A 22,410-nucleotide genomic window follows, 5' to 3' on the forward strand; every position below is an offset into this window, starting at 1 on the left:
GGCTGTTCTTTTTATCAGTACCGGCGTTCAGGGTTCAATAGTTGCCCGGTTAGGAAAAGCGGCTAACAACAACGGTTCGTGTTGATCAGATCGGTGCCTGGCCAGATCGACATACTTTTTGACAAGGGTTCGGGGATGGGTTGGTTGCGGCCTGCGGCAGGCTTGCGGTCGGAATGCGAAAGCCCTTGGCACAGCGAATGCAGCAGGTAGTACACAGTGCGGTTGGAGAATGCCCAGTAAGCAAGCGGGCCTTCCAACAGGCCCCGCACCTGCTGCATCAACTGCCGCGTGTAGCCCGCAGCCAGGTACCCCGTTAACAGGTCGGGATTGGTAAGCACCACCGTAAGCAGGTTCTCCAGTTCCTGTTGTTCTGCATAGGCAGTGAGGTAAGCCCCCAGTTGCGCACATTGGCAGGGATCCGTAAAACGATCGGCTCGCCGGTCATAACAATAACACAGCCGGCGCTTGCGCAGATAGGTATCGAAATGCGTTTGCACATAATGATCGGCACTCAAAAAATAAAGCTCTTCGTACAACACATCGGCCAGGAACAACAACACCGGATACGAGCGCCCGCTCGCGTAATAATAGGCCGGAGGCTGTATAGCCCCGCCACGATGACGGCCCTGCCGGTTCCAGCGAATGCCCTCCACCGCTTCCAGGCGTATCCACGCGGTGTAACCTTCCAGCGGCCCGCCCTGGTCCACGATCTCCAGCAGGAAATCCATACCGGGTGCCCGCGTGTCCATCGGCCGCAGTATCCAATGTCCCGGCAATGCCTGTTGCAACAAATGATAAGCACCGTACAGCAGCTCAGGGTCGCGCGCAAGGGCAAACCTGGGATGCACGTTTATTGATGGCAATCTATTTTTTGCAGGATAATGCGTCGGTTGATTGGTCATGTTGTTTTATTTGGTTAACTTGATATAGATTCTTAATTCGTCTCCCGGTAGTGATCCCGTTTCCCCCAATAACAACCACCTCTTGAAAACACCCACCTTTCTTTCTCACTCAAATAGCCTGGTGGCATCTTTAACACGGTAGCAGGCCTTAACCTTTTAAGCAAATCGGCTTATGAATAGGGCAGTGCGCAACAGCGGACTGAACGACTACGGGCGTTGGCAGGCTACTTGCCTGCAGCAGGCGACCGTTTACCGGTAGGGTATTGCTATTTTTTATACAATCACCACCCATCTTCACCCTTAGCGATCTACAGTTACTTCCCCCAAGGTTAATCACGATTGTCCTTTCCTTTTACGCGAACAGCTATCCCATTGAGGTATTTATTCTTCACATAAAATCCTCGATTATGAAAAAAGGGTTCCTCGTAGCTGCGCTCGCAGCTACCCTGTTCCTGCAGGCCAACAGCCTGCCTGCACCACATCACAGCAGCCCTCCCGCTGCTTCCGCACCCACCGCAACACAGAACAGCAGCTTCGTTGCTGCCCCCGCATCACAGCAAATGCGGGTAACCTATTCCTGGTACAATGATCCCAGTTTTATTTCCTGGACCGGTGAGATCAGCACCGTAACGGCTGAGCTTAACCGCCTGCGTAATCTCTACTCGGGCTACACGTTCAGCGCTTCCGGTGGCCCCGGTCTTATCGGGTTCGAATGGGGTTACAGCTCCGGATTTCCTACCGCCGTCATCTACAGCGATTACTACTGAGCATCAGTACTGCTCATTTTGTTGTAGCTGAAGGTTCTTCCGCAATTCCTGCTGGGGGATCGGCCAACGCATCCTGTACGCAGCCCAGCCCGGTTGTGCCATCAACCAGGTACTGGCCTTGCTATGCAGGAAGCCGGCTGGTAACTGCCACCACCGTTTGAGGTCGAAGTAGCGATGGCCCCATTCGGTAAACAGTTCGGCTTGCCGTTCCCGTATCAAGGCGGCCAGCAAACTATCGGCCGTTACAGCCGTTACCGGGTCATGCGGGGCAGCCCGCCGGCGCACGGTAGTGATATCCGTTTGCGCGCCCGCGAGGTCGCCCAGCTGCACCCGCGCTTCGGCCCTGATCAGGTATTGCTCGGCCAGCCGCAGCACGATCGAATATTCGTGTCGTGGCTGGCCTTTCATGAGTTGGTATTTGAAAGGTTGGTAACGGTCCTGGTTACCCACCCGCACCGTTTTTGTCCACTGGGCAAGCCGGCCATCACCCGGCACAAAAGAGGTTAGTGTCGCTGCGGTAAGTTCATAATTGGGGTGTACACCGGTAAAAGCCAGGAAGTTGCCGCCCTCTGCCGTATTCATGATAGCCAGCACCGGCTTCAGTTGAAAGATCGTTTCCCGGCTCTGGTAATGGAATACACTATCGAGGGGTGCCAGCGCATACGTTCCGCTTTCGATCACCAGGCTGGCATAGTGCGCTGCTTCCGCATAGTGCCCCAGGTATAAATGCACCCGCGCCAGCAGGGCGCGCGCCGCCCCTAGTTCAATACGCGTACGTCGCAGACTATCGGGCACAGCGCCCGGATGCTGGGTCGGCAGCAAGTCCAGGGCCGCTTCGAGGTCTGCCACCACCAACTTGTTGACGTCAACTGGCGAAGACTGTTGCTCCTGCGCATTCGCGCCAATATCGGTTCCTGTCACCATAGGCACATGGTCCCATAAGTTCACCAAATAGAAATAACTCAGGGCCCGCCAGAACCGCGCTTCACCCAGCAGGTATTTTTTCACCCCCACTTCCACCCCGGGGGCGTCTGGCAATTCCGCCAGTACCCCATTGCAGCGGGCAATGCAGGTATAAGCCGGCGTCCAGCAAGGGGAAAGGTGGCGGTTCATGGCTTTGAGTCGCCAGTATTGGAAGTCTGCCTCATCACCTTGGGTGGTGAGCAGTGCCAGTTCGCCACCCTGCAAACCACCAAAGCGGCTCAGGTGCCCGAAATACAAGCCCTGCTCCAGCAGATTTTTTTCATAGATGCCCAACATCACCTGGTTGGCCGTTATATTGTCCCGGAAGGGATGTGTATACCGGCCGGGTGGTTCATCTACATCGGTCAGCTTATTACAAGCAATCATCGCCAACAACCCGGTCAACAGCAATACAGTGAATAGTCGCATGGTTATTGTTTAAAAGCCACCTGTACACCGAAAGTGTACACACGGGTGACTGGTTGTGAAAAAGGTTCCTGCAGCAACGGATTACCATCACGGTAGGGGCTCCACACCAACAGGTTTTGCCCCTGCACAAACAGGCGAAGCTGTTGTATACCGGCCCGGTGCAGCCGCTTGCTCGCCACGGTATATTGCAAACCAAGATTGCGCACACAGACATACGATTGGTCGGTAAAGCTCGCTGTAGAGGCCTGCTGCCGGTTGAATGCGGTTTGGGCTGCGTCGCTGAGCAAGGCGGATGCCCGTTGGTACAGGGCCGGTGACTGTAGTGGCCAGCGCTGCAGTACACTCAGGGGCTGATTGTTAAAACCTGCCGCATCACCCATACCGGGCGGGAGCCGCCGGTTCGTATAGTGGGCAGCGGTATAGCCAGGTTGCCGCCTGCCTTCTACCAGCAGGGTAAATGCCCAGGGGCCACGCACTACTTGTACCTGCAGGGTACCATAGCCCTTGATCTCGAGGTCGCGCTCCGCCAGCTTATCTGCTTCAGAAACTTGTCCATCGCCATTCAAATCGGCCACTGTATACAGTCCGTTGCTATCGATGCCGGTGGCCTGGTACACTTTACGGGCCGATAGCGGACGTCCCTCGATCAGATTACCCGCCAGCGATAACCGGCCCAATTGCGGAAAGGTGGTCAACCGGTTGGTGGGGATGGTATAGTTGACGCCTACCCGCACCTTCCACCGGCGTGATGTATCGTTTTTGTATTGCAACGAAAGGTCCCAGCCCCGGTTATCCACCAATGCCCCATAGTTCCAGTAGTTGATAATGGTAAAACCGCTTTGAGCCGGCAGCGGCGCCGTGATCACCTGGTGATAACTGCGGTGGAAATAATAACCCGCATCGATGAGTAACCGGTTGCGCCACTCGAGGCTGAGGCCGGCTTCCGTTTTGCGGGTCTTCGCCCAGGTAAGTAGCTTGTTGCCGGGCAGGGAGGCTTGCCAGCCGGGATAGGCGCCATACGAATAGGGCGCGTTGGAGGGCGACCATTGGCCCATATAGGCATAGTCCGCTACCTGGTCGCTGCCCGTTAATCCATGACTGAACCTGACCCTGGCAAAACTGACCTTGGACAGCCGCTTCGGCCACCAGGGAGCGTCCGAAGGGATCCAGGCGCCACCCACCGCATAGAACCAGCCGGGGCGCTGCCGCCCGTAAAAACGGGAGGAGGCATCCATTCGTCCGCTGCCTTCCCATTGCCATTGCTTTTTCCATGCCAGGTGTACCCGGGCAAACGTACTAAGCAATTTATACTGGGTCCAGCTGGTGTCGGGCTTTGGATACACCAGTTGCCGGTGCAGCGCCGCATCGTCGGCCACCGGCTGGTTGGGCAGCAGGTCGCTCCGGTAACGCGATTGCTGGTAACTAACGCCCAGCACAGCCCGCAATTGCAGGTGGCCTGGATGTGCCTGCAGGTGCAATTGCGGTTCGGTGATCCAGGTGCGTACCTGCCGGGCAGCCTGCACCAATTGAGGCGCCACGGGGCTGTCGCCGGTAAAGAAGCCGCTGAAATAGCCGGCCTTTTCCCGCAGGCCCTGGTAGCCCAATCCAACATTCACGCGCGCTTCGAGCAGGTGGCCAATCGGCAGGTTTAATTGAACATGGCTGAGGTAATAAGTGGTGGCCGCGTGGTAACGGCTCTTGAGCAAGCGCAACGGATCGTCGCTCCGCGACAGGCTATCGTCTTTAACGGTACCGGAGGCATGGGGCAGGGCATACGCTATGGGCGACAGGTCTGCCGCCGGACTCGCATTGCTGCCCAGGCTGGCGGCTGCCAGGGCGGTGATGGAAAACGACCTGCTGACCGGCTCATAGCGCAACTGCGTATAGAACCGCGCCCATTCGTCCATCACGGTAGTGGGGTATACATATTGTTCTTTGCGGAAGTTCAGGCTGCCCAGCCAGGAGAAGGTTTCCGTGCCACCCGAAGCCGACAATTGCGCCGTATGATTGATCGCCGGGTTGTTGTACAACTTGCGCGGCCAGTTGGTGTAGCGCGTACTATCGAGGAAGAGATCGGGCGTATTGCCTTTATTAATGGCGATACGGCCATCGATGGCTTCGAGCCGCAGTAGCAGGTAGTCGGTCGTGTGCAAGGTTTGTGGCACGCGGTAAGCGCTCACCACACTGCTCGCTAAATAGGCGTTGATGCGCAGCCGTTGCCCCTTTGTTTTGCGTAGGTTGATGAGGATAACTCCATTCGCCCCGCGGGCGCCATAGATGGCCGTAGCCAATCCATCTTTCAATACCGTGATGCTTTCCACATCATCTACATTCAGGAAGGTGAGCTGGTGCAAGCCCGGTCCGGTTCCCAAAGGATCTACCACCGAAGTAAGTTGACTCTGTGGCCCGGTACAGGCCAGGCAGGGTACATTGTCGATCAGCACCAGCGGCTCATCGATGCGCCGCCCGGGGCTCAGTGGTTGTATGGTGCGCGAACCCCGGATCTCGATCGTGCTATTGCCCCAGCGCACATCCGTTTTGCTGTTCACCAATACGCCGGTGGCCAGCCGCAACACATCGGCAATCGTAAAATAAGGTTGGCCGATCTGCTCGGGCCTGATCACTACGGCCACACCCGGCGATCGCCGGGTATTCGTTTTTCCATAACCGCATTCCACTTCTTCCTGCAGGTCGATACTTTCTTCGAGCGTCGCCACGACCGTGCCGGGCAGGGTAATACTGTCAGCACGGTGGTTCACCATACTGAGGCGCAGCCGCAGGGTGTCATGGTACAGCCAGGCCTGCCAGCGCCCGTCGGCATTGGTCTTCCAGCGACGGTTACTGTCGGCATCATGGAGTGTAACATCGGCCAGTCGCTCCCCACGCTGGTTGAGTACCAGTAAGCTGAATAATTTTTTAGGCTGGAGGGAAATATAGATATCGTGGCCCGCTTCTTCCACCTGGTAAGGCTTACCGGCGAGCAACTGATGCAACAGTTCCGTCACCGTACCATAGGCACGGAGCGTCACCCGCCACTCGGGCGGAAACAGCCGCACATCGAAATGGATGGGTCGGCCGGAGATCTTCGATATACTATCAACAGCTGCCGCGGCGGGCAGGTTCCTGAAGTGAACGCTGAATTTTTGAGCGGTGTCGGTAGCCAGAAGCGATTGCACAAAAAACAACGAGCACAGCACCATGGGGGCTAAACGCATTAGTGGGAGGTCGGTTTACCTGTTAACAAAAAGCGGCATTGGCCATCGCGTGGCCAATGAACCGCTGTAGAAAGGGAAAACAGGATAAGTCTAATGGTAACCCTGCTTGTTGCGAGGGTCGTGGATAGTTTAATGGTTGCCCGCATCATGGGCGAATAGCTTGATACAAAGGATCGCAGGATCCGGATAATACGGACTACGGGGTGGGTCAGGGACGCTGCACCTGCAAGCGGTGCCCCGTCAGCTTCTCGATCTTGGTCAGTACGTCGCGCAGGGGCAGGTCGCGCGATACCGGGCCAAAATGATACCGGCCGGCGGTGTCATGGGGTTGGTCGTCAGTCAGTCGAACCTGGTACCAGGCTTCGAGGTCCTGTTGAATGGTACGCAGCGGACTGCTGACATAAAAGAAGGCATGTTGGTCAAACGCGGTCAGGGTCGACAGGTTAGTAGGTAGCCATTGCAGTTGCCCATGGGGGTCGATACGGGCAACCTGGCCGGGTTGCATCGGCGTAATATGTCCGCCGTAGTATAGTTGAACCTTTCCGCTCACCAGGCCTACGATAGCCTGTTGCGCGGAGGGTTGATGGATCATGAACTCGGTGCCCAGCACCCGCACTGTTACAGGACCTGCCGCTACTTCAAAAGGCCGCTGCGCATTATACGCGATCCGGAAATAAGCCCGGCCTTGTACAGCCGCAGTCCGCAAGGAGTCGCCGGAGGCGAGTGCTACCTGCAATACCGATCCCGGATCGAGGGCCACCTGGCTGCCATCGGGCAGCTTTACCCGCTGGGGCTTGCGCGTAAGGCCGAATACTTTGTTGAAGGCAACCGGTGCTGCCGGCTCGCCAGGGCTGTTTTGATACACCAACAGGCCCGAAGCCTGTCTGCTGAGCTGCACAGTGCCCTGCTTCACCAAAAGACCCGTATCGCGGCTGCCAATGGCCTTTAAACGTCCGTCGGCCAGCTCCACCATTACCGCCGTGTCGGTCGCCACCGTGCTGGTCATTTCCTCCACTACCAGGGGCTTTCCGCTACCCGCCTTTGCGTCTTCAGTGCCCTGTCGCAAGGCTACCAGCGCGATCGTGATGGCGATAGCCGCCGCGGCTACGCGCCAAAAGGTCGTGCGGTACCAGGGTATCGAAGGGGGGGTAGGCTCCATCGCCGCTGGTGCTGTTGCAACCCACTCATCCGCGGCCGTTGGGGGTACCTGTCTCAACTTTAGGATAAACTGTTCCCTGGCCACCTGCTCGCGCTGCACGAACGCGTGATGCCGTTGCAGTTCCGAGTCGAGGATGGTTGCTTCATCGATACCGGGATGGGCTGCCCGCCAGTGTTGCCAGGCAGCTGATTCACCGGGCGTTAATGGCTCCCGGTAAATATTTTTCCAGAATATAATGGAAAGTGGCAGGCTAAGGATTTCCATAAGTAAGGTGGATGGTTACCCCTAAAATCGCAGCAGCGGAAAAGATCACTACAAAATTCATCAACTTTTTTTATAGAAAAACCAGCCAAGCAGGCCAAGCAGCAACAGGAACCGCAACGATATATCTTTTGCATCGCCGCTCATCATGGCCTGGATATCCTGCTTCAATTGCTCGTAAGCCCGTTTGCGGATGGTATAGACAGCGTTGAGGGAGAGCTTCATAGCATCGGCGATCTCCGAAGGCGTCATCTTCTGAACGATCGCCGCCATCACGATTTTTTGTTGCCCCTTGAGACCATCGATAGCCTTGTGCATCAGGGCCACACGGCGCTCGTTGTCGATGGCTGCGTAGGCGTCAAAGTCGGGAGGGGCCGGCGTTTGGTCTTCGTCGCAGTCCCTGAATACGATCATTTTTGCCTGGGAAGATTGCGACCTTCGGAAACAATCGATCGCTTTGTTCCGGGCAATGACGTACAAGGCGCTGCGTACTTCGCTGTCGGTCTGGAAGTTGGCCGCCAGCTTGCCCACAGCCAGCAGGGCATCATGAAATACGGTGTAGAACTCATCTTCGTTGGTAACAAAGCCCTGGTGCAGGAGCGCCCGCATCAGTCCCTGCGATTCGCTGGCATGCAGGCGGGCATAAGCTTTTTCATCGTTGGCCTGTAGGCCTTTCAGCAAGAGGCAAGCATCGTTCATGGGAAATGATTTTATCGTCCAATGACATTGGTCGTAAAACGCAGAACGAATGGAAATAATGAATTAACTATTCTGAGGTAGTTGTTTTTCTATTAAATCAGCCGGGCATCACGCCGCCGGCTGTTTGTTGTTTGCGGTGCAGCAAGATAGCAAGAATACCGAGTACAATGTACACACTGTTGAAGACAATATGTTCTCCCCACGATAATTGGGCCAGCACGCCGCCGCAACTGCAGGGCAGGTGCTCGGCAACATTCATCAGCACAATGATATAAATGGTAAAAGCCACCATCAGGGCGGTGGAGGCATAGAAGGCGCGCAATCGCCAGCGCGGTATCAGCAAGCCTGCGGTGAGTAGTATTTCCAACGCAGGAATGCCGATGGCCACAGGTACGGCAAACGAATGGAGGATGGGCGATTCGGAGAGCTGCTCCTTGAATATAGCAAAGTCCATGATCTTGCTGATGGCCGTATAAATGAACAGGATCATGAACAGGGTGGCAATCACCTCGATAATAATGGCTCGTTTCATAGCTTGATAAATCGGGTAGCGTTAAAAAAAAGATCCGGGGGCTGGGAGAGTATCGCCTGGCAGCTGTTTGTCTGCCTCATTCCTTCACAAATGCATGGCCGGCATTATTACTAGGTTCGCGCAGGCTCAGGAACCAGCCTCCCGGATAAAGGACTTGAATACATAAAGACCTATTTACAAATTAGGGGCTACAAAATCTTGATCGCACTCCCTGTAAGTTACAATGGCATTCTGATGGCAGCGGTAGCAGCGCTGATGGAAAATGGATTAATTCAACGCAAGTAGTCATGAGGGGCCGGTCGCGGATACACCATAGGAGGACCGTAAGTACCATAGCAAGCTACGGTTGAAAAGCAGGCGAACCCCAGCGGCATCCGCCTGCTGCCTTAATAGTCCGTCCAATAAAAAATGCTTTAGCCTACGCTCTTGATCTGCTCGGGTATGCTTTTACGGTAATCCGACGGGCGGATATGGTACCGGCGGCGGAAGGCCGCGCAGAAATTGGTAGGATGATTGTAGCCGCAGCGGTGCGCAATTTCACCAATGGAGTAATTGTTACTCTCCATCAGCTCCATCGCCATCTTCATGCGGTGCTCGGTGAGAAAATCAAACACTGGTTGGCCATACAGTGCTTTGAATCCTGTTTTGAGTTTGAACTCATTGATGCCGGCGGTTTGCGCCAGGGTGGGGATGGTGTAGTGATAACGCAGATTTTTCAAGATGGTCTCACGTACAAGAGCAAGTCTTTGCACATCGGCTTCTGTCAGTTGGATTTGCATAGCAAAAGGTTTAATTGATGAATGGAAGATGTGATCCAGGGCGTAAAGGGTTAATGATTCCAATGATCGCAGGCAGTATAGCCGCACACACTTCGCCTTCCCCGGTGCCGCCATTGCCGTCCTGTGCCATGAACAGCAATGGGCAATAAACCAGGGAATCGCTGTGCTTGCTGCGCAGCTGCCAGTTAACCATTAAACCAGTGAATTGTTACAATAACTTCATCATGCGTTTTTTCCGTTCCCAGGTAAGGTACCAGCAATCATACTGGCGATAACAGGGAGTATCGCCGGTATTACTACCGCAGTTTGCTACTGTTGAATACCGTTGTGAGTTTGCACGTAAGTAAGTGAAGAAGGTTGCAATTGTTGGGCGCTGCATCTTGCCCGACCGTTCTGTGATCCTGAACCTGTATGCAATTTAGTATATATGATTTGTTCAAATTGCACAATTTTTGATCCGTTCGGGACTATTTTATAGAAAGAAACCCCGGCCTTGCACTACGCATGGCCGGGTTTTGCAAGTTATTTACGTTCAATCATTTCTGTAATACCATCACCCCGTTCATGACGAAGGTGCTGCCGCCATCGGCCACGATATTATATACCTTTTGCAGGCCACCGGCTGCTTCGGCCTTGTGCCATACGGTAAACGCCTGGTACTGACCACTGCGTGCATCCTGGCACAGGATCTCATCGCCTGCTTTCAGGGCGCCCATCTTCATTTGCCCGCCGCGGGTGAGCACCGGATGATTGGGCGTGGCATGCAAGGTCTTTACCGATTGCATTACTACCGTACCCGTAGCTGTTTGGTTTTCAATATTGCTAAGGAGCGTCAGTTGGGTGATCGCGTAATTGGCCGGTACATGGCTGGTGAGCTCTTTTACGGTTACCACTTGCGGCTGCTGCGTGGCAGGGTCGAGGGTAAGGATGCGGTCGCCGGGGCGGATAGTTGATAACGCCCTTGTACCGCCGTCGGCCATGCTCACCTGCATGGTGCCGGGAAAGCAGATGTCATTGCCATACGTGCCCGATTCTTTACTCAGGTCCTTGCCCGCATTCGCCGCCTTGTACAACTGGAAACCAAACTCCTTCGATAACACATACGACAGCTTCAGCACAAAGAATGCTTCCTGCTTATCGATGGCATGGATATCCTCGAAGTATTTGTTCCATACCTTGGCATCGGCCGTGAAGTTGGGCATACAGGCTTTGTACAGCGTGCCCTTTTCGTTGGTGTAGAAGATCATAATGCCCAGGTCCTGCATGCCTTCCTTGGCCAATAGCTTATAGATGTCGATGCGTTTCTTCTTGCCATCGTCGCCCGTAATGAAATAAGGCTTGCGGCTCTCGTAGCGGTCGAGCACGTACGTGTTCTCGAACTTCACATAGGTGTCGTTGTCGAGGTCCTTCACGGTGAAGGCCTTCGCCTTTTCATATTCCTCCAGACTCAGTGTGCGCGCCGGCTTGTCTTGCCCCTGCGTGAACAGTACGGCAGTGGCGAATGCGATCGATAAGGTAATTGCCTTCATAATATTTTGCTCAAATAGTAGATGATTCAATGAATAGGGAGTGCTTTAAGAGATCTCCCGGAATGCTTTGGCGAACTCCTGCATTTCTTCCATCGTGCCCAGGCTGATGCGGCACCATTCCTTGCCCGAAAACTTCCAGGTGCGGATGGCAACGCCACGCTTGAACATTTCCATACCAAACTTATTGCTGTCCATCTTGATGGGGAACATCACAAAATTAGCGGCCGATGGTATATAGGTATAACCCTCTTTTTCCAGCACTTCGTATAGGAACTTCTTCGAAGCCTGCGTCTTGGCCTTTGCCTCATGCAGGTACTCGAAATCATTGTACGCAGCCACCGCTGCACTCAGCGAGGTCACGGATATAGACATGATGCCATTGGTATAATTGCCCAGTGCCCGGATGGTAGCTGGCTGCCCCACGGCATAACCTACGCGCAATCCTGCAAATCCGTAGAGCTTGGAGAAGGTACGCGCAATGATCACGTTCTGCCCCTTGCGCACGCAATCCATCATGGAGGCCGCCTTGGGATCGTCGAGGTAATCGATATAGGCCTCATCGATGAACACGGGCACTTTGGCCGATACGCGTTCGCAGAATGACCTTAGCTTCTCCGTATCCACCACCGTTGCCGTTGGGTTGTTGGGATTGCAGATATACACCAGCTTCGTATCGGCATTGATGGCTTTCTCCATCGCATCGAGGTCCAGCTTGTAATCGGCCGTCAGCGGTACTTTGATGAGCTTCGCTTTAAAATCTTCCGCCTTGTCGGGCAGGTCGTCGTACGAAGGATCGCCCGTTACCACATTGCCACCGTCTTTGCTAAAGTACATGGCTGCAGCCAGGAGGATGGGAGAGGAGCCGGCACTCATCAGGATCTGTGAAGACGGAATATTTTCATACGCAGCAATCTTATTGGGCAATTCGCGACCGATCATAAACGGATAGCGGTTGCCTTCACCGATCGATTCCTGGATGGCCTTCTTCGCTTTCAGCGAAGGTCCAAAAGGATTTTCGTTGGCAGCCAGGCGGGCCTTCAGTTCGGGCGGGGCAGCCAGCATCACCGATTCGTCGGTGGCATGGTGGCGCAATGCGTCGAACATGTCAGCAGGAGCGGGGTGGCCTCCTGCAGCCAGCAGGTTACCGGCCAGTGGAGGCAGCAGTCCGAGGCCTCCGGTGAGCAGGGCGCCTGTTTTGAGCAGTTGACGGCGATTCATGGGCGTACTCATAATAGTAGATTTAGTGTTGTTTCGGATAGGTGAGTCGTTGGTCGGTGATACGTCCGTGGATGGCCGTAGTAGCCACACGGGCCGATTCGAAAGCGCCCGCCATCCACGAGTTCAGGTACGTAGTATGTTCTCCGGCAAAATAGGTGCGCTTGTCGGGCACCAGTAATGCCTTGTAATTCGTTTGTCTTTCCTCGCTGCTGTACACGGCCCAGCCGCCCATATTGTAACGGGTCTTATGCCAGCTCACTGATAAAGCGTTTTCAAACTCATTGTCGTATTGCGGGTGTATCAGCTTGCCTTTCTGCAAAGCGAGTTGCAGCCGCTGGGCCGGTGCCAGGTCACCTACCTGCCGCGCTTTCTCATTGAAGTTGTAATAACCGATGAGTATGCCCTTCTTACCCAGGTAATCGTTGCTGGGGTAAAAGAGTTGCGTCAGCTCATTGTTGGTATGGGTAATGCCGCCGAAGATGTGTTCATCTTCTTCCCAGAAACGCCGTTTGAACTGCAAACCGATCTTACCCGTTTTGATATAGTTGGCATAGTCGATGGCCCGGCTGACACCGGATGAGAAGTTGTGTTCGATATTGCTGAGCACCGGCAACGGAATGGTGCAGATACAATAATCGCCTTGTATCGATTGCTTGCCGGCGGCCGTGGTATAATTCACCTGCACACCATTTTCCGTATTGCGGATGGCCGTTACCTCGGCCTGGTAGCGGATGGGTGTTGTTAATTTCTTTTCGAATGCCTGCGCGATCTTGTCCATACCGCCCACGGCCTGGAACATCGTCATCTGCAGTTCGTAGGTATATTCGGCCACATTGTAGAAGTCGGGATCGAGCAAGCCGGAGCGCACGATATTCGCCAGGGTGTGCGGCTCGCCAATACGGCCGGCCTTTTCACCCGCGCCGGGCGCTTCGATATAACCCCTGCGCGCCGAGGCCTTGTATAGTTTATCGATGTCGAGGCCGCCTTCGGCGCGCAAGTATTCTACTACCTTCTGCGCGTCTTCTTTCGTGAGGGCGGCATCTACCTGTTGACTGTCTACGGCTTTCGCCAACAGTTCGCTCAGGTAACCGCGCACATCGTTGTGTACTTCCCGCACGCGCACTTTCTTATTGCTCAACGGACCCTTTCCTTCACTGAAATAATAGGCCGACTCGTTCACATTGTTGTATACCTGCAAGGGCACGTTGAGTTCCTTGCAATAGTGTAAACTGATCTGGTGATGATGGGGGATACGCGAAGGGCCGGCATTGAAGTAAAGGCCCTCGTCGAATTGTGCCTGTTGGTCCGAGTTGCCGGTTTCCTGTTGCACCGATCCTTTGCGCACGCTCCAGCAGCGGCCGCCGGCCCGGTTGCGGGCCTCCAGTATGGTACAGCGATATCCTAGTTTTTGGAGTTCGTAAGCGGCGGTGAGTCCGGCCAGGCCGGCGCCCAGGATGATGATATGTTCGCCTTTAGGGGCGTCGCCGGTTAGTTCAAAAGCATGGGCAGGGGCATCCTTAAGGAGGCCGAGTGCCATCATAGCGGGGTACGCACCACCCGCCAGCCGGCTACTGTGCTGTAGGAATTTTCTCCGTGTGAGCTGGTTCAAATGATAAAAAAGATTAATCGTTGATGAAACTGATGTCAATTTAGAAAATATTCAGTCGCAAAGCGGGAGATAATAGATGAACGTTAAAATGATATGATGAATAAGCACCGGTGGAAGCCGCTTTTGCATTGATTAACCAGCCCTTAGCGGAAATTGATCGTGCGCAGGAAATATACCTACAGGAATTCCACGACCTGCTTCGTCACCTTATTATCGCGGTAAATCGCGCGGTGGCCAAGCCCCTGGGTGATCACAAAGGAGAGATGCGGATGCTGATCGTCGCGCACTTTGAGCGCGTCGGAGAGGGGCGTCAGTTCGTCCTGTTCATCATGAAACCAAAGTACCTGGGCCTGCACCTGCTGCATGGCGCGGCGGATGGAATAATGCGAAGGCCAGTAGCCCGAGATATCGAAGATCAGTTGGTCGAAGTCGGTGCGCACGCCTTTGGGCAGGTCGAGAAAGCGGAAGAAGGAATCAATGGCAGACGTGGTTTCCGTGGCCGGGGCAATGAGAGCCACTTTGGTACGCTCGTCGTGCGGCAGGGTCTCGATGAAATGCATAAGGGCCAGGCCGCCCAGCGAATGCGCCATAAAGCCCTGAATGGGGCCGTACAGGCGGTTGATCTCCTGCAGGGTGCGTACATAGAGGGGCAGGTTGATCTGCTTGCCGCCCGAGCTGCCATGGGCCGGCGCGTCGAAGGCCAGCACTTCATAGTCCTTGCGGATGAGCGGGGTGATATAACGGTCGAAGTTTTTAGCGGTCGATTCAAAGCCGTGCACGATGAGTATTTTGTGCGGACGGGGATGGTTCCACCGGTGGCCGCATACGGTAATGCCGTCGAGCGGGAAGGAGAGTTCCTCGCCTCGCTGGAAAACGCCCGGTGCTTTTCGCTTCTTGGGTTTGCGCAGGGGCGTGCAGAAAAGGTGGAAGGCCTTGCGCGCCGCCAGCTTGTTCGACACGAGGGCCAGCATATTCAGTTTGGCCCGAAAATAATTCACCACCAGTTGTTGCGCGAGTTTCATCGAAGCGGCAAGTTAACACAACAAAGCCACACGGCCAGCCAACGACAGGTACCAACCAGGCACTCTACGGTACAGGCCACGTTCACCGAAAGCCGCCGGGCCACCCGTCGCCACGAGGGTGGTAGTGATCCTATCGCCTGGACTGTATCCCCCCGCATGATCCCCACCGCCCCCCTCACGATCCCCATCGCCCGCGTACGGTTTTCCGCATAATCCCGTAGCTTGCCGCCATAATTCGGACTATGCGCATTGTAATGATCGGCACGGGTAATGTGGCTACTATTTTAGGCAGAAAAATGAAAGCAGCAGGGCACCAGCTGGTGCAGGTGGTGGGCCGCACGGCGGCTTCCACGCAAAAGCTCGCCCACCAATGGGAAGCCAACTATACAACGACCACTACGCAACTCGATCAAACAGCCGATCTCTACATCATTGCTGTTGCAGATGCAGCCATCGCTTCCGTAGCGGCAGGACTAACACTCAGGCATAAATTATTGGTACATACTGCCGGGTCGGTATCAAAGGAAGTATTAAAAGCGAGCAGCGATCGTTATGGGGTCTTGTATCCTTTACAAAGCCTGCGTGCTTCGATGGAGCAGTTGCCGGCCATCCCTTTCCTGGTAGATGCGAACAGGGAAGAGGATATTGAAGGGCTGCGCAGCTTTGCGGCGGGGCTCTCGGGCCAGGTAGGCGTAGCGGGCGATGAGCAACGATTGAAATTGCATGTGGCAGCCGTGATGGTGAGCAATTTTACCAATCACCTGTATACATTGGCAGAGCGGTATTGTGAGGCCGAGCAGGCCGATTTTGCCTTGCTGCATCCCCTCATTCAGCAGGTAGCCGATCGCCTGCAGTACGGGTCGCCCAAAGACGCGCAAACAGGCCCCGCCATCCGCCACGATGAACCCACTATTCAAAAGCACCTCGAACTGCTGGCCAGTCACGGCGAGCTGCAGGAGCTGTATGCGTGGTTCACGAAAAGCATTCAGCGGTAAGGGGGCGCCTACCACGGAATCCTACAGTTGGTTCACTTAGCGCATTCAGCGAAAAGAATATCAAGTATACGCCTCGATGCCTCTGTGCCTCTGTGCCTTGTTGCCTCAGTTGCCTCGATGCCTTTCTTCACCTTACTTTGGCTCAAACTTCTTCTTATCCTTTTTCTTCTTTGCCGGATACTCATTGAGGTAACGTTCCTTGATGATGTTCATATGATGCGCCACATGGCCGGCACATACAAACCCCAACCCCAGTACATTGGATGCCTTTCCATTGGCTGTTCCGCCTGCGGTCAATTGATCCTCATCGAGCGACTGAAAGTATAGTTCCGTAGAAGCACGCAGGGCCGTGAACTCATCGATCAGGTCGCCCCAGCTGCGTTTCGGCGCCTTGGCGGTAATGGCCCACACATTCTCATCAAACCCGGGCAGGGGCGTGTTGTCTTTGCGCGAAAAATGCAGGGCGCGAAACACAAAGACCCTTTCCGCATCTACAATATGCTGAAGCAGTTCTTTCAGCGTCCACTTGCCTTCGGCATACGCATAGTTGATCTTCTTTTTGGGAATGTTCCTGAGCAGTTTCCGGAATCTCCGCGTGTTCTTCCTCAAAGCATCTTCTACATTGTTCTCCGAAACGGCATTGACATAGTTCATAAAGGCTTCTGAAACGATAATGTCTTTGCGGCTGGCCATACAGATTTGTTTTAACTAAAGCTATTGAAAATGGTCCACATCCCGAAACCCGCTTAAACGTCCCATACGGATTGCCCTTAAATGGAAAAGCGTTTACAGTCCGTAGACCATAAACGCCTTTCCATTGATATATTTCAATCCAGCGCCGTAACGGCTCCTGTATTAACCTTTTTTATTCTGCAAAGTAGGCTTGGGCGTTTTCTTTTGTGGAGCAGCCTTTACGGGTTGCAGGGTGGCTGCAATCTTCGCGGCTTCATACACATTGATCACACCACCGGTTCTGCTGAGCTCGGTAAGTGGTACTTCTTCATCGGTACCGGGCTTGTTCACCTTCACCTCGGGCACGCGGGCCGATTTCTCCAGGCAGAACTTGACCTGCTCGGGAGTGAGGTAAGGGAAATACTCGAGCAGGAAGGCAGCAGCGCCCGCCACTACAGGCGATGCCATACTGGTTCCCTGGGCATTGCCATAGGTGGTAGTACCGGGAATGGTAGAGTAGATACGTACGCCGGGTGCAAACACATCCACTTCCTTCTTGCCATAGTTAGAGAAAGAGGCGGTAATGCCGCCGGCCTTGGGGTCGCCGCTGGCGCCCACAGTGATCCAATTGGTAGCGCGGCCTTTTCCATCCTGGAAGGCAGCATTGGGGAAATTATCGGCTGTATCGACGTTCTTGGAATCGTTACCCGCAGCATGTACCAGCAGTACACCTTTGCTGTCGGCATAACGTACCGCATCGTCGATCCATTTCTTTTGCGGAGAGAAGTCTTTACCAAAGCTCATGTTGATGACCCTTGCCCCATTGTCGACCGCATAACGGATCGCCAGGGCAATATCCTTGTCGTGCTCATCGCCATCGGGCACCGCACGGATCATCATGATGCGCACATTGTCGGCCACACCATCCATGCCCTTGCCATTGTTGCGCACCGCGCCGATGATACCGGCTACGTGTGTGCCGTGGAAAGGCGTAGAAGCCATCACATCGGGGTTACCGTAGTATTTATCGTTGATATCGTCTTCGTTGTCGCCCACTACATCTTTGCGGTAGCTGGGTGGCACTTTGTCTTTCGCTTCTGCTTTTCTTTCCTCACCACTTACAAACTCTTCGAAGCCGCCGATCAGTTCCTTATTGCTTTGCTCCATGCTTTGGTTGGCGCGGAACAGGTACAGCAGGTTCTCTTTGGCAGCTTTGTCTACCGGTGTTTTAGCGCTCAGGGTATCGAGGTCGTTGCCGGTAAAGGATTCTTTACCCATGGCTACCTGCAGAATGCTGTCGCCTTTCTGGGCGCCCCTCAGCAAACGCTTCAGCAGCGTGAGGTCAATCTGTGGTTCGTCGCCGCCGCCTTCAATGCGGGCTTTCGCTTTCAACCAGGTATTGTATTCAATCAGATCATCTCCCTTCAGGGAAGCGGGATCCCACTTTTTGCCGTCGTATTTCGCTTTCAGCTTATGATATACACGGGCGCCCTCATAAGAATCCTGCTTGAGGTTGCGGCCGTCCTTATTACCGATAAAGTTCCAGCCATACACATCATCCACATAGCCGTTGCCGTCGTCGTCGATGCCGTTGCCGGGGATCTCCTTGGGATTCTTCCACAGGATCTCCTTCAGGTCTTCATGCAGGGTATCCACACCCGAGTCGATCACCGCAACTACCACGGTTTTACCTTTCAGGTTCTTGGATTTGATGAATTCATAGGCTTTGTCAACGCTGATACCATAATAACCGTCCTTTGCCTTGTCGAGCAAATGCCAGCCTTTGGGTAATTCCTCGGTTTGGGCATGTGTGTCCTGTTGCGCCTGCGATGCAATTCCTGTCAACACAAGGGCGACAGCCAGCCCTGTAACTTTTACCGGTTTGATCATTGTGATTGATTTATTACTTACTCTCAGATGTTTTATCGACCCCATTCGTTCGATGCAAATGGCAAATATCTCGTTTTTTGCTATTTATTAACGTTAAAATCGATGGATCCGCACGCTACCTATTTCAAATAGCAGACCGGTTTTGGCGGTCTGCCTTTTGCAGAGAACGTAAGACCTTCATTTTCTAACCATTCCTGTACGCCAAAATATAAAAAGAAGGCCATCCATGTGATAAGATTACATGAATGGCCTATGAATATTTCGTAATGCGTTATTGACTTTCGAGGTTTAATTCCACGCGGCGGTTCTTGATCTGGCCGGCTGGGGTCTTGTTGTCGGCGATCGGATTGGCAGGGCCATGTCCTTTCGCACTCAAGCGGTCGGCTGCAATGCCTTTTTCGTTGAGGTATTTCTTCACCGCATCGGCACGTTTCTGCGACAGTTGCTGGTTGGCGGTAGCCGAACCGCTGTTATCGGTATACCCGTTGATCGAAAGGCGCAGTTTCGGATACTTTTTCAGCGCGTCGGCTACTTCATTGAGCGCCGGGTACGAGCTGGCATCCAGCTTGATACTGCCTTTCTGGAACTGGATATTGCGGGCGGCGTAGTTGATCTTCTGCAACACATCTTCTTTGATCACGGGTACGGGGCAACCCTTGTAGTCCTTCGGTCCAGCTTCGGTGGGGCACTGGTCTTCCTTATCGATCACGCCATCGCCGTCGGTATCGGGTTCGGGTTTGGGAAGCGGACAACCATTATTCGAGGCAGGACCTGCTTCGTTGGGGCATTTATCGGCCAGGTCATTCACCCCATCCTTATCGGTATCGGGCACCGGACAGCCGTTATAAGCGGCAACGCCAGGTTCCGAAGGGCATTTATCCACCTGGTCGGCTATACCGTCACCATCCTTATCGGGGCAACCCCTGGTAAGGGCCGATCCGGGCAGGGTGGGACACGCGTCCTGGTCATCAGGAACGCCGTCCTTGTCTTTATCCTTGGGTGCTTTCGGCGCGGCAGGTTGCGACTTATTGAGCCAGAAGCCAACAGAAGCGCCGATCACCTGGTGTTTGAAGGTGCCGTCGTAGTCGGCCTGGAAGAAATTGGACAATCCCTGGCTGTAAAAGCCGGAAATGATCACATTACCCAGCTCAAAACCTACGCGGCCATTGATGCCGAAGTCGAAAGTCTTGGCTTTGTGCGTGCCTTTACCCACTTCGATCTCGTCGTCCGATTTGGAGAATTTCAGACTCGTATCGGTGGGGGCAACCAGCAGTTCGGAATTGATCTTACCGCTGAAGAAGAAGCTCACATACGGACCCGCACTGAGGAAGAATTTGGCTTTCTTGCTCATGGGCAACTTCAGCGTGAAGTTGAACGGGATATCGATGTAATTGGTAAAAAAGTTGGACTTATAGTTCAGCGTGTCGGTCTTGGTCACGGTGGTGTCGAATACCTGCTGAAATTTGCGGCCTTTCGACATAAAGAAGAAGCCCGGCTGCAAAGCCAGGTTGCCCGATTCGTTGAGGGGCAAATTGGCCAGGAAACCCAGGTTGAGACCGCTGCGGCTGGTGTAGAAGGGTTTCACCTTCGTATTCCATCCGGGCAGGCTGTTGGTTTCTTTCACAGAGGCAGAATGGGGACCACCCAGCACAGCTACCCTCAACTGGGCCTGGCCGGAAACAATGATCACCAATAAGGACAGCAGGGTAAACGATTTTTTCATACAGTACTGGCTTTCCAAACCTTACTAACGAATTGGGCAACAAAAAAGTATAAGGGGAGACCGGATAAGGCGGCCATCCCGCAAAAAAAGCCTGCCGAACCACTGTCCGGCAGGCTTTTCCAGTATAACCTGGGGAGGATTTTGGGCAACCTCCCATCAGATATTTTTACAGGTCGAACTTAATCCCCTGTGCCAAAGGCAATTGGGTCGAATAATTGATGGTATTGGTTTGCCGGCGCATATAAGCCCTCCAGGCATCGCTGCCGCTTTCGCGGCCGCCACCGGTCTCTTTTTCTCCGCCAAACGCGCCGCCGATCTCCGCACCGGAAGTGCCGATGTTCACATTGGCGATACCGCAATCGCTGCCCGCATGCGAAAGGAATTGTTCCGCTTCGCGCAGGTTGAGCGTCATGATGGCCGAAGAAAGACCCTGGGGCACCCCATTCTGGATGGCGATGGCCTCATCAATGGTCTTGTACTTCAGCAGGTAAAGAATAGGGGCGAAGGTTTCGTGCTGCACGATGGCATAACCGGGCTGCGCTTCGGCAATAGCCGGCTTCACATAACAGCCGCTTTCGTAGCCGTTACCTTGCAGTACGCCGCCTTCTACCACGAATTGCCCGCCTTCTTTTTTGCAGGCTTCGATGGAGGCCTGGTACTGTTTTACGGCGTCGGTATCGATGAGCGGACCCACATGGTTCTTTTCATCGAGCGGATCGCCAATGCTCAACTGCCTGTAGGCGCCCACCAGTTTATTTTTAACGGTATCGTACACGTCTTCATGAATGATGAGGCGGCGGGTGGTGGTACAACGCTGACCGGCCGTGCCTACCGCACCGAAGATGGCGCCGCGCACTGCGATGTCGAGGTCGGCATCTTTCGAAATGATGATGGCATTGTTGCCGCCCAGCTCCAGCAGGGCCCTGCCCAGGCGTGCGCCTACAGCAGCTCCTACGGCCTTACCCATGCGGGTGGATCCGGTGGCCGATACCAATGGAATTCTACCATCGGCAGCCATCCATTCACCTACGTCGCGGTTGCCTACCAGGAGGCCGCAAACGCCTTCGGGAACATTATTTTTTGCAAATACCTCTTCGATGATGTGCTGACAGGCCACAGCGCAAAGCGGTGTTTTCTCGGACGGTTTCCATATGCACACATTGCCACATACCCAGGCGAGCATGGTGTTCCAGCTCCACACGGCTACCGGGAAATTGAAGGCGGAGATGATGCCCACGATACCCAGGGGATGCCACTGCTCGTACATGCGGTGCGCAGGTCGCTCGCTGTGCATGGTTAAACCATGGAGCTGCCGGGAAAGACCTACCGCGAAATCGCAGATATCGATCATTTCCTGTACCTCGCCATAACCTTCCTGGAGGCTTTTGCCCATTTCGTAGGAAACGAGTTTGCCGAGGGGCTCTTTGTATTGGCGAAGGGCCTCACCGATCTGGCGAACGATCTCGCCGCGTTTGGGGGCGGGCCAGTGGCGCCACTCCAGGAAAGCCTCCTGGGCTTTGGCGATCACCGCTTCATAGCTGGGTTGATCGGCGGGTTGAACGGAGCCGATCAGTTTTCCATCCACCGGCGAATAGGATTCAATGGGTTGACCAGTAGTGTTGATCCACGTCTTGCCGGTAGCTACCCCGGCGTTGTTGGCCTTAATTTTCAATGCAGCAAGAAAATCCATATAGTTTTTGTTAAGGAGGCAAAAGTACGGAATAAGGGCGCTTGGCGATCTGGAAGCGTTGGAAGCCTTTGGTCGGAGTGATGGGTTGATTTTGTGGAGGTTAGAGTGGAGGGCTGGGGTAAGGCAGGCGGATGCCCGGCTGGTGTAGGGCATACACAAAGATGTTCCGTTGTTGACCCATAGTTGTCGGGTAGTTGTGCCGTAGATATTCCGTCTCTTTAAGAGACGAGACATATACGGGACATCAACGAAACAAATACGAGACATCTACGAGACATCCTGCAATAGCAAATGGCAGCACCATCGGGTCGGGCCGGCTGTGCGGCCCAGGTAAAAAAAGAAGCCGCTCCCTGTTA

18 protein-coding genes are annotated in these 22,410 nt (G+C 54.2%); 3 read left to right on the forward strand and 15 right to left on the reverse strand.

The genetic code is table 11. From position 1 onward, the window contains the following. Positions 1–62: 62 nt before the first annotated feature. The gene (locus P2H89_RS29485; RefSeq protein ID WP_275833967.1) at positions 63–902 is read right to left on the reverse strand and encodes a hypothetical protein; all 840 of its coding nucleotides are present in this window, start codon (positions 900–902) and stop codon (positions 63–65) included. Positions 903–1,309: 407 nt separating this feature from the next. On the opposite strand from P2H89_RS29485, the gene P2H89_RS29490 reads away from it, so the two are divergent. Further along, entirely contained in the window at positions 1,310–1,669 is a 360-nt protein-coding gene (locus P2H89_RS29490; protein ID WP_275833969.1) for a hypothetical protein, read from the forward strand. Positions 1,670–1,672: 3 nt separating this feature from the next. Here P2H89_RS29490 and P2H89_RS29495 read toward each other — a convergent pair whose 3' ends face one another. From P2H89_RS29495 to P2H89_RS29540, 10 genes are all read right to left on the reverse strand, one after another. Beyond that, positions 1,673–3,061 carry a RagB/SusD family nutrient uptake outer membrane protein gene (locus tag P2H89_RS29495; RefSeq protein ID WP_275833971.1) on the reverse strand — a complete coding sequence of 463 codons (1,389 nt, stop codon included), beginning with the start codon at positions 3,059–3,061 and terminating at the stop codon, positions 1,673–1,675. Positions 3,062–3,063: 2 nt separating this feature from the next. Then, positions 3,064–6,276, reverse strand: a complete 3,213-nt coding sequence (locus P2H89_RS29500; RefSeq protein WP_275833974.1) for a TonB-dependent receptor plug domain-containing protein — start codon at positions 6,274–6,276, stop codon at positions 3,064–3,066. Positions 6,277–6,484: 208 nt separating this feature from the next. Then, entirely contained in the window at positions 6,485–7,699 is a 1,215-nt protein-coding gene (locus P2H89_RS29505; RefSeq protein WP_275833975.1) for a FecR family protein, read from the reverse strand. Positions 7,700–7,759: 60 nt separating this feature from the next. Next, a complete protein-coding gene (locus tag P2H89_RS29510) occupies positions 7,760–8,395 on the reverse strand; it encodes an RNA polymerase sigma factor (RefSeq protein WP_275833977.1) in 636 nt (211 codons plus the stop codon). 97 nt (positions 8,396–8,492) lie between these two features. After that, positions 8,493–8,927, reverse strand: a complete 435-nt coding sequence (locus tag P2H89_RS29515; RefSeq protein ID WP_275833980.1) for a MauE/DoxX family redox-associated membrane protein — start codon at positions 8,925–8,927, stop codon at positions 8,493–8,495. A 413-nt stretch (positions 8,928–9,340) separates the two neighbouring features. After that, a complete protein-coding gene (locus tag P2H89_RS29520) occupies positions 9,341–9,706 on the reverse strand; it encodes an AraC family transcriptional regulator (RefSeq protein WP_275833982.1) in 366 nt (121 codons plus the stop codon). A 536-nt stretch (positions 9,707–10,242) separates the two neighbouring features. After that, a complete protein-coding gene (locus P2H89_RS29525; RefSeq protein ID WP_275833984.1) occupies positions 10,243–11,235 on the reverse strand; it encodes a Hint domain-containing protein in 993 nt (330 codons plus the stop codon). A gap of 45 nt (positions 11,236–11,280) precedes the next feature. Beyond that, a complete protein-coding gene (locus P2H89_RS29530; RefSeq protein ID WP_275833986.1) occupies positions 11,281–12,465 on the reverse strand; it encodes a histidinol-phosphate transaminase in 1,185 nt (394 codons plus the stop codon). A gap of 10 nt (positions 12,466–12,475) precedes the next feature. Further along, positions 12,476–14,062, reverse strand: coding sequence for a flavin monoamine oxidase family protein (locus P2H89_RS29535; protein WP_275833988.1), 1,587 nt, complete (start codon positions 14,060–14,062; stop codon positions 12,476–12,478). 176 nt (positions 14,063–14,238) lie between these two features. Then, the gene (locus P2H89_RS29540; RefSeq protein ID WP_275833990.1) at positions 14,239–15,084 is read right to left on the reverse strand and encodes an alpha/beta fold hydrolase; all 846 of its coding nucleotides are present in this window, start codon (positions 15,082–15,084) and stop codon (positions 14,239–14,241) included. Between P2H89_RS29540 and P2H89_RS29545 the strand changes: the two genes are divergently transcribed. Together P2H89_RS29545 and P2H89_RS29550 are read left to right on the forward strand one after the other, a co-directional pair. Beyond that, the gene (locus tag P2H89_RS29545; RefSeq protein ID WP_275833992.1) at positions 15,070–15,297 is read left to right on the forward strand and encodes a hypothetical protein; all 228 of its coding nucleotides are present in this window, start codon (positions 15,070–15,072) and stop codon (positions 15,295–15,297) included. The genes P2H89_RS29540 and P2H89_RS29545 overlap by 15 nt on opposite strands. A 29-nt stretch (positions 15,298–15,326) precedes the next feature. Beyond that, positions 15,327–16,079, forward strand: coding sequence for a DUF2520 domain-containing protein (locus P2H89_RS29550; RefSeq protein WP_275833994.1), 753 nt, complete (start codon positions 15,327–15,329; stop codon positions 16,077–16,079). A 132-nt stretch (positions 16,080–16,211) separates the two neighbouring features. Here the strand turns inward: P2H89_RS29550 and P2H89_RS29555 are convergent, their stop codons facing one another. From P2H89_RS29555 to P2H89_RS29570, 4 genes are all read right to left on the reverse strand, one after another. Continuing rightward, the gene (locus P2H89_RS29555) at positions 16,212–16,772 is read right to left on the reverse strand and encodes a DinB family protein (RefSeq protein WP_275833996.1); all 561 of its coding nucleotides are present in this window, start codon (positions 16,770–16,772) and stop codon (positions 16,212–16,214) included. Positions 16,773–16,934: 162 nt separating this feature from the next. Then, positions 16,935–18,641: a S8 family peptidase gene (locus P2H89_RS29560; protein WP_275833998.1), complete on the reverse strand. Its 1,707-nt coding sequence runs from the start codon at positions 18,639–18,641 to the stop codon at positions 16,935–16,937. Positions 18,642–18,912: 271 nt separating this feature from the next. Next, positions 18,913–20,364 (reverse strand): OmpA family protein, encoded by a 1,452-nt coding sequence (locus P2H89_RS29565; RefSeq protein WP_275834000.1) that lies wholly within the window; start codon positions 20,362–20,364, stop codon positions 18,913–18,915. A gap of 166 nt (positions 20,365–20,530) precedes the next feature. Then, complete coding sequence (locus P2H89_RS29570) at positions 20,531–22,054, reverse strand: aldehyde dehydrogenase family protein (protein WP_275834002.1); 1,524 nt, start codon at positions 22,052–22,054, stop codon at positions 20,531–20,533. Positions 22,055–22,410 lie beyond the last annotated feature (356 nt).

Source organism: Paraflavitalea sp. CAU 1676 (genome assembly GCF_029223285.1).
Lineage (GTDB): Bacteria > Bacteroidota > Bacteroidia > Chitinophagales > Chitinophagaceae > Paraflavitalea.

Bases quoted from the DNA above. Each gene is read 5' to 3' on its own strand.
- P2H89_RS29485 (WP_275833967.1), bottom strand. From the start codon at position 902: ATGACCAATCAACCGACGCATTATCCTGCAAAAAATAGATTGCCATCA.
- P2H89_RS29490 (WP_275833969.1), top strand. From the start codon at position 1,310: ATGAAAAAAGGGTTCCTCGTAGCTGCGCTCGCAGCTACCCTGTTCCTG.
- P2H89_RS29495 (WP_275833971.1), bottom strand. From the start codon at position 3,061: ATGCGACTATTCACTGTATTGCTGTTGACCGGGTTGTTGGCGATGATT.
- P2H89_RS29500 (WP_275833974.1), bottom strand. From the start codon at position 6,276: ATGCGTTTAGCCCCCATGGTGCTGTGCTCGTTGTTTTTTGTGCAATCG.
- P2H89_RS29505 (WP_275833975.1), bottom strand. From the start codon at position 7,699: ATGGAAATCCTTAGCCTGCCACTTTCCATTATATTCTGGAAAAATATT.
- P2H89_RS29510 (WP_275833977.1), bottom strand. From the start codon at position 8,395: ATGAACGATGCTTGCCTCTTGCTGAAAGGCCTACAGGCCAACGATGAA.
- P2H89_RS29515 (WP_275833980.1), bottom strand. From the start codon at position 8,927: ATGAAACGAGCCATTATTATCGAGGTGATTGCCACCCTGTTCATGATC.
- P2H89_RS29520 (WP_275833982.1), bottom strand. From the start codon at position 9,706: ATGCAAATCCAACTGACAGAAGCCGATGTGCAAAGACTTGCTCTTGTA.
- P2H89_RS29525 (WP_275833984.1), bottom strand. From the start codon at position 11,235: ATGAAGGCAATTACCTTATCGATCGCATTCGCCACTGCCGTACTGTTC.
- P2H89_RS29530 (WP_275833986.1), bottom strand. From the start codon at position 12,465: ATGAGTACGCCCATGAATCGCCGTCAACTGCTCAAAACAGGCGCCCTG.
- P2H89_RS29540 (WP_275833990.1), bottom strand. From the start codon at position 15,084: ATGAAACTCGCGCAACAACTGGTGGTGAATTATTTTCGGGCCAAACTG.
- P2H89_RS29550 (WP_275833994.1), top strand. From the start codon at position 15,327: ATGCGCATTGTAATGATCGGCACGGGTAATGTGGCTACTATTTTAGGC.
- P2H89_RS29555 (WP_275833996.1), bottom strand. From the start codon at position 16,772: ATGGCCAGCCGCAAAGACATTATCGTTTCAGAAGCCTTTATGAACTAT.
- P2H89_RS29560 (WP_275833998.1), bottom strand. From the start codon at position 18,641: ATGATCAAACCGGTAAAAGTTACAGGGCTGGCTGTCGCCCTTGTGTTG.
- P2H89_RS29565 (WP_275834000.1), bottom strand. From the start codon at position 20,364: ATGAAAAAATCGTTTACCCTGCTGTCCTTATTGGTGATCATTGTTTCC.
- P2H89_RS29570 (WP_275834002.1), bottom strand. From the start codon at position 22,054: ATGGATTTTCTTGCTGCATTGAAAATTAAGGCCAACAACGCCGGGGTA.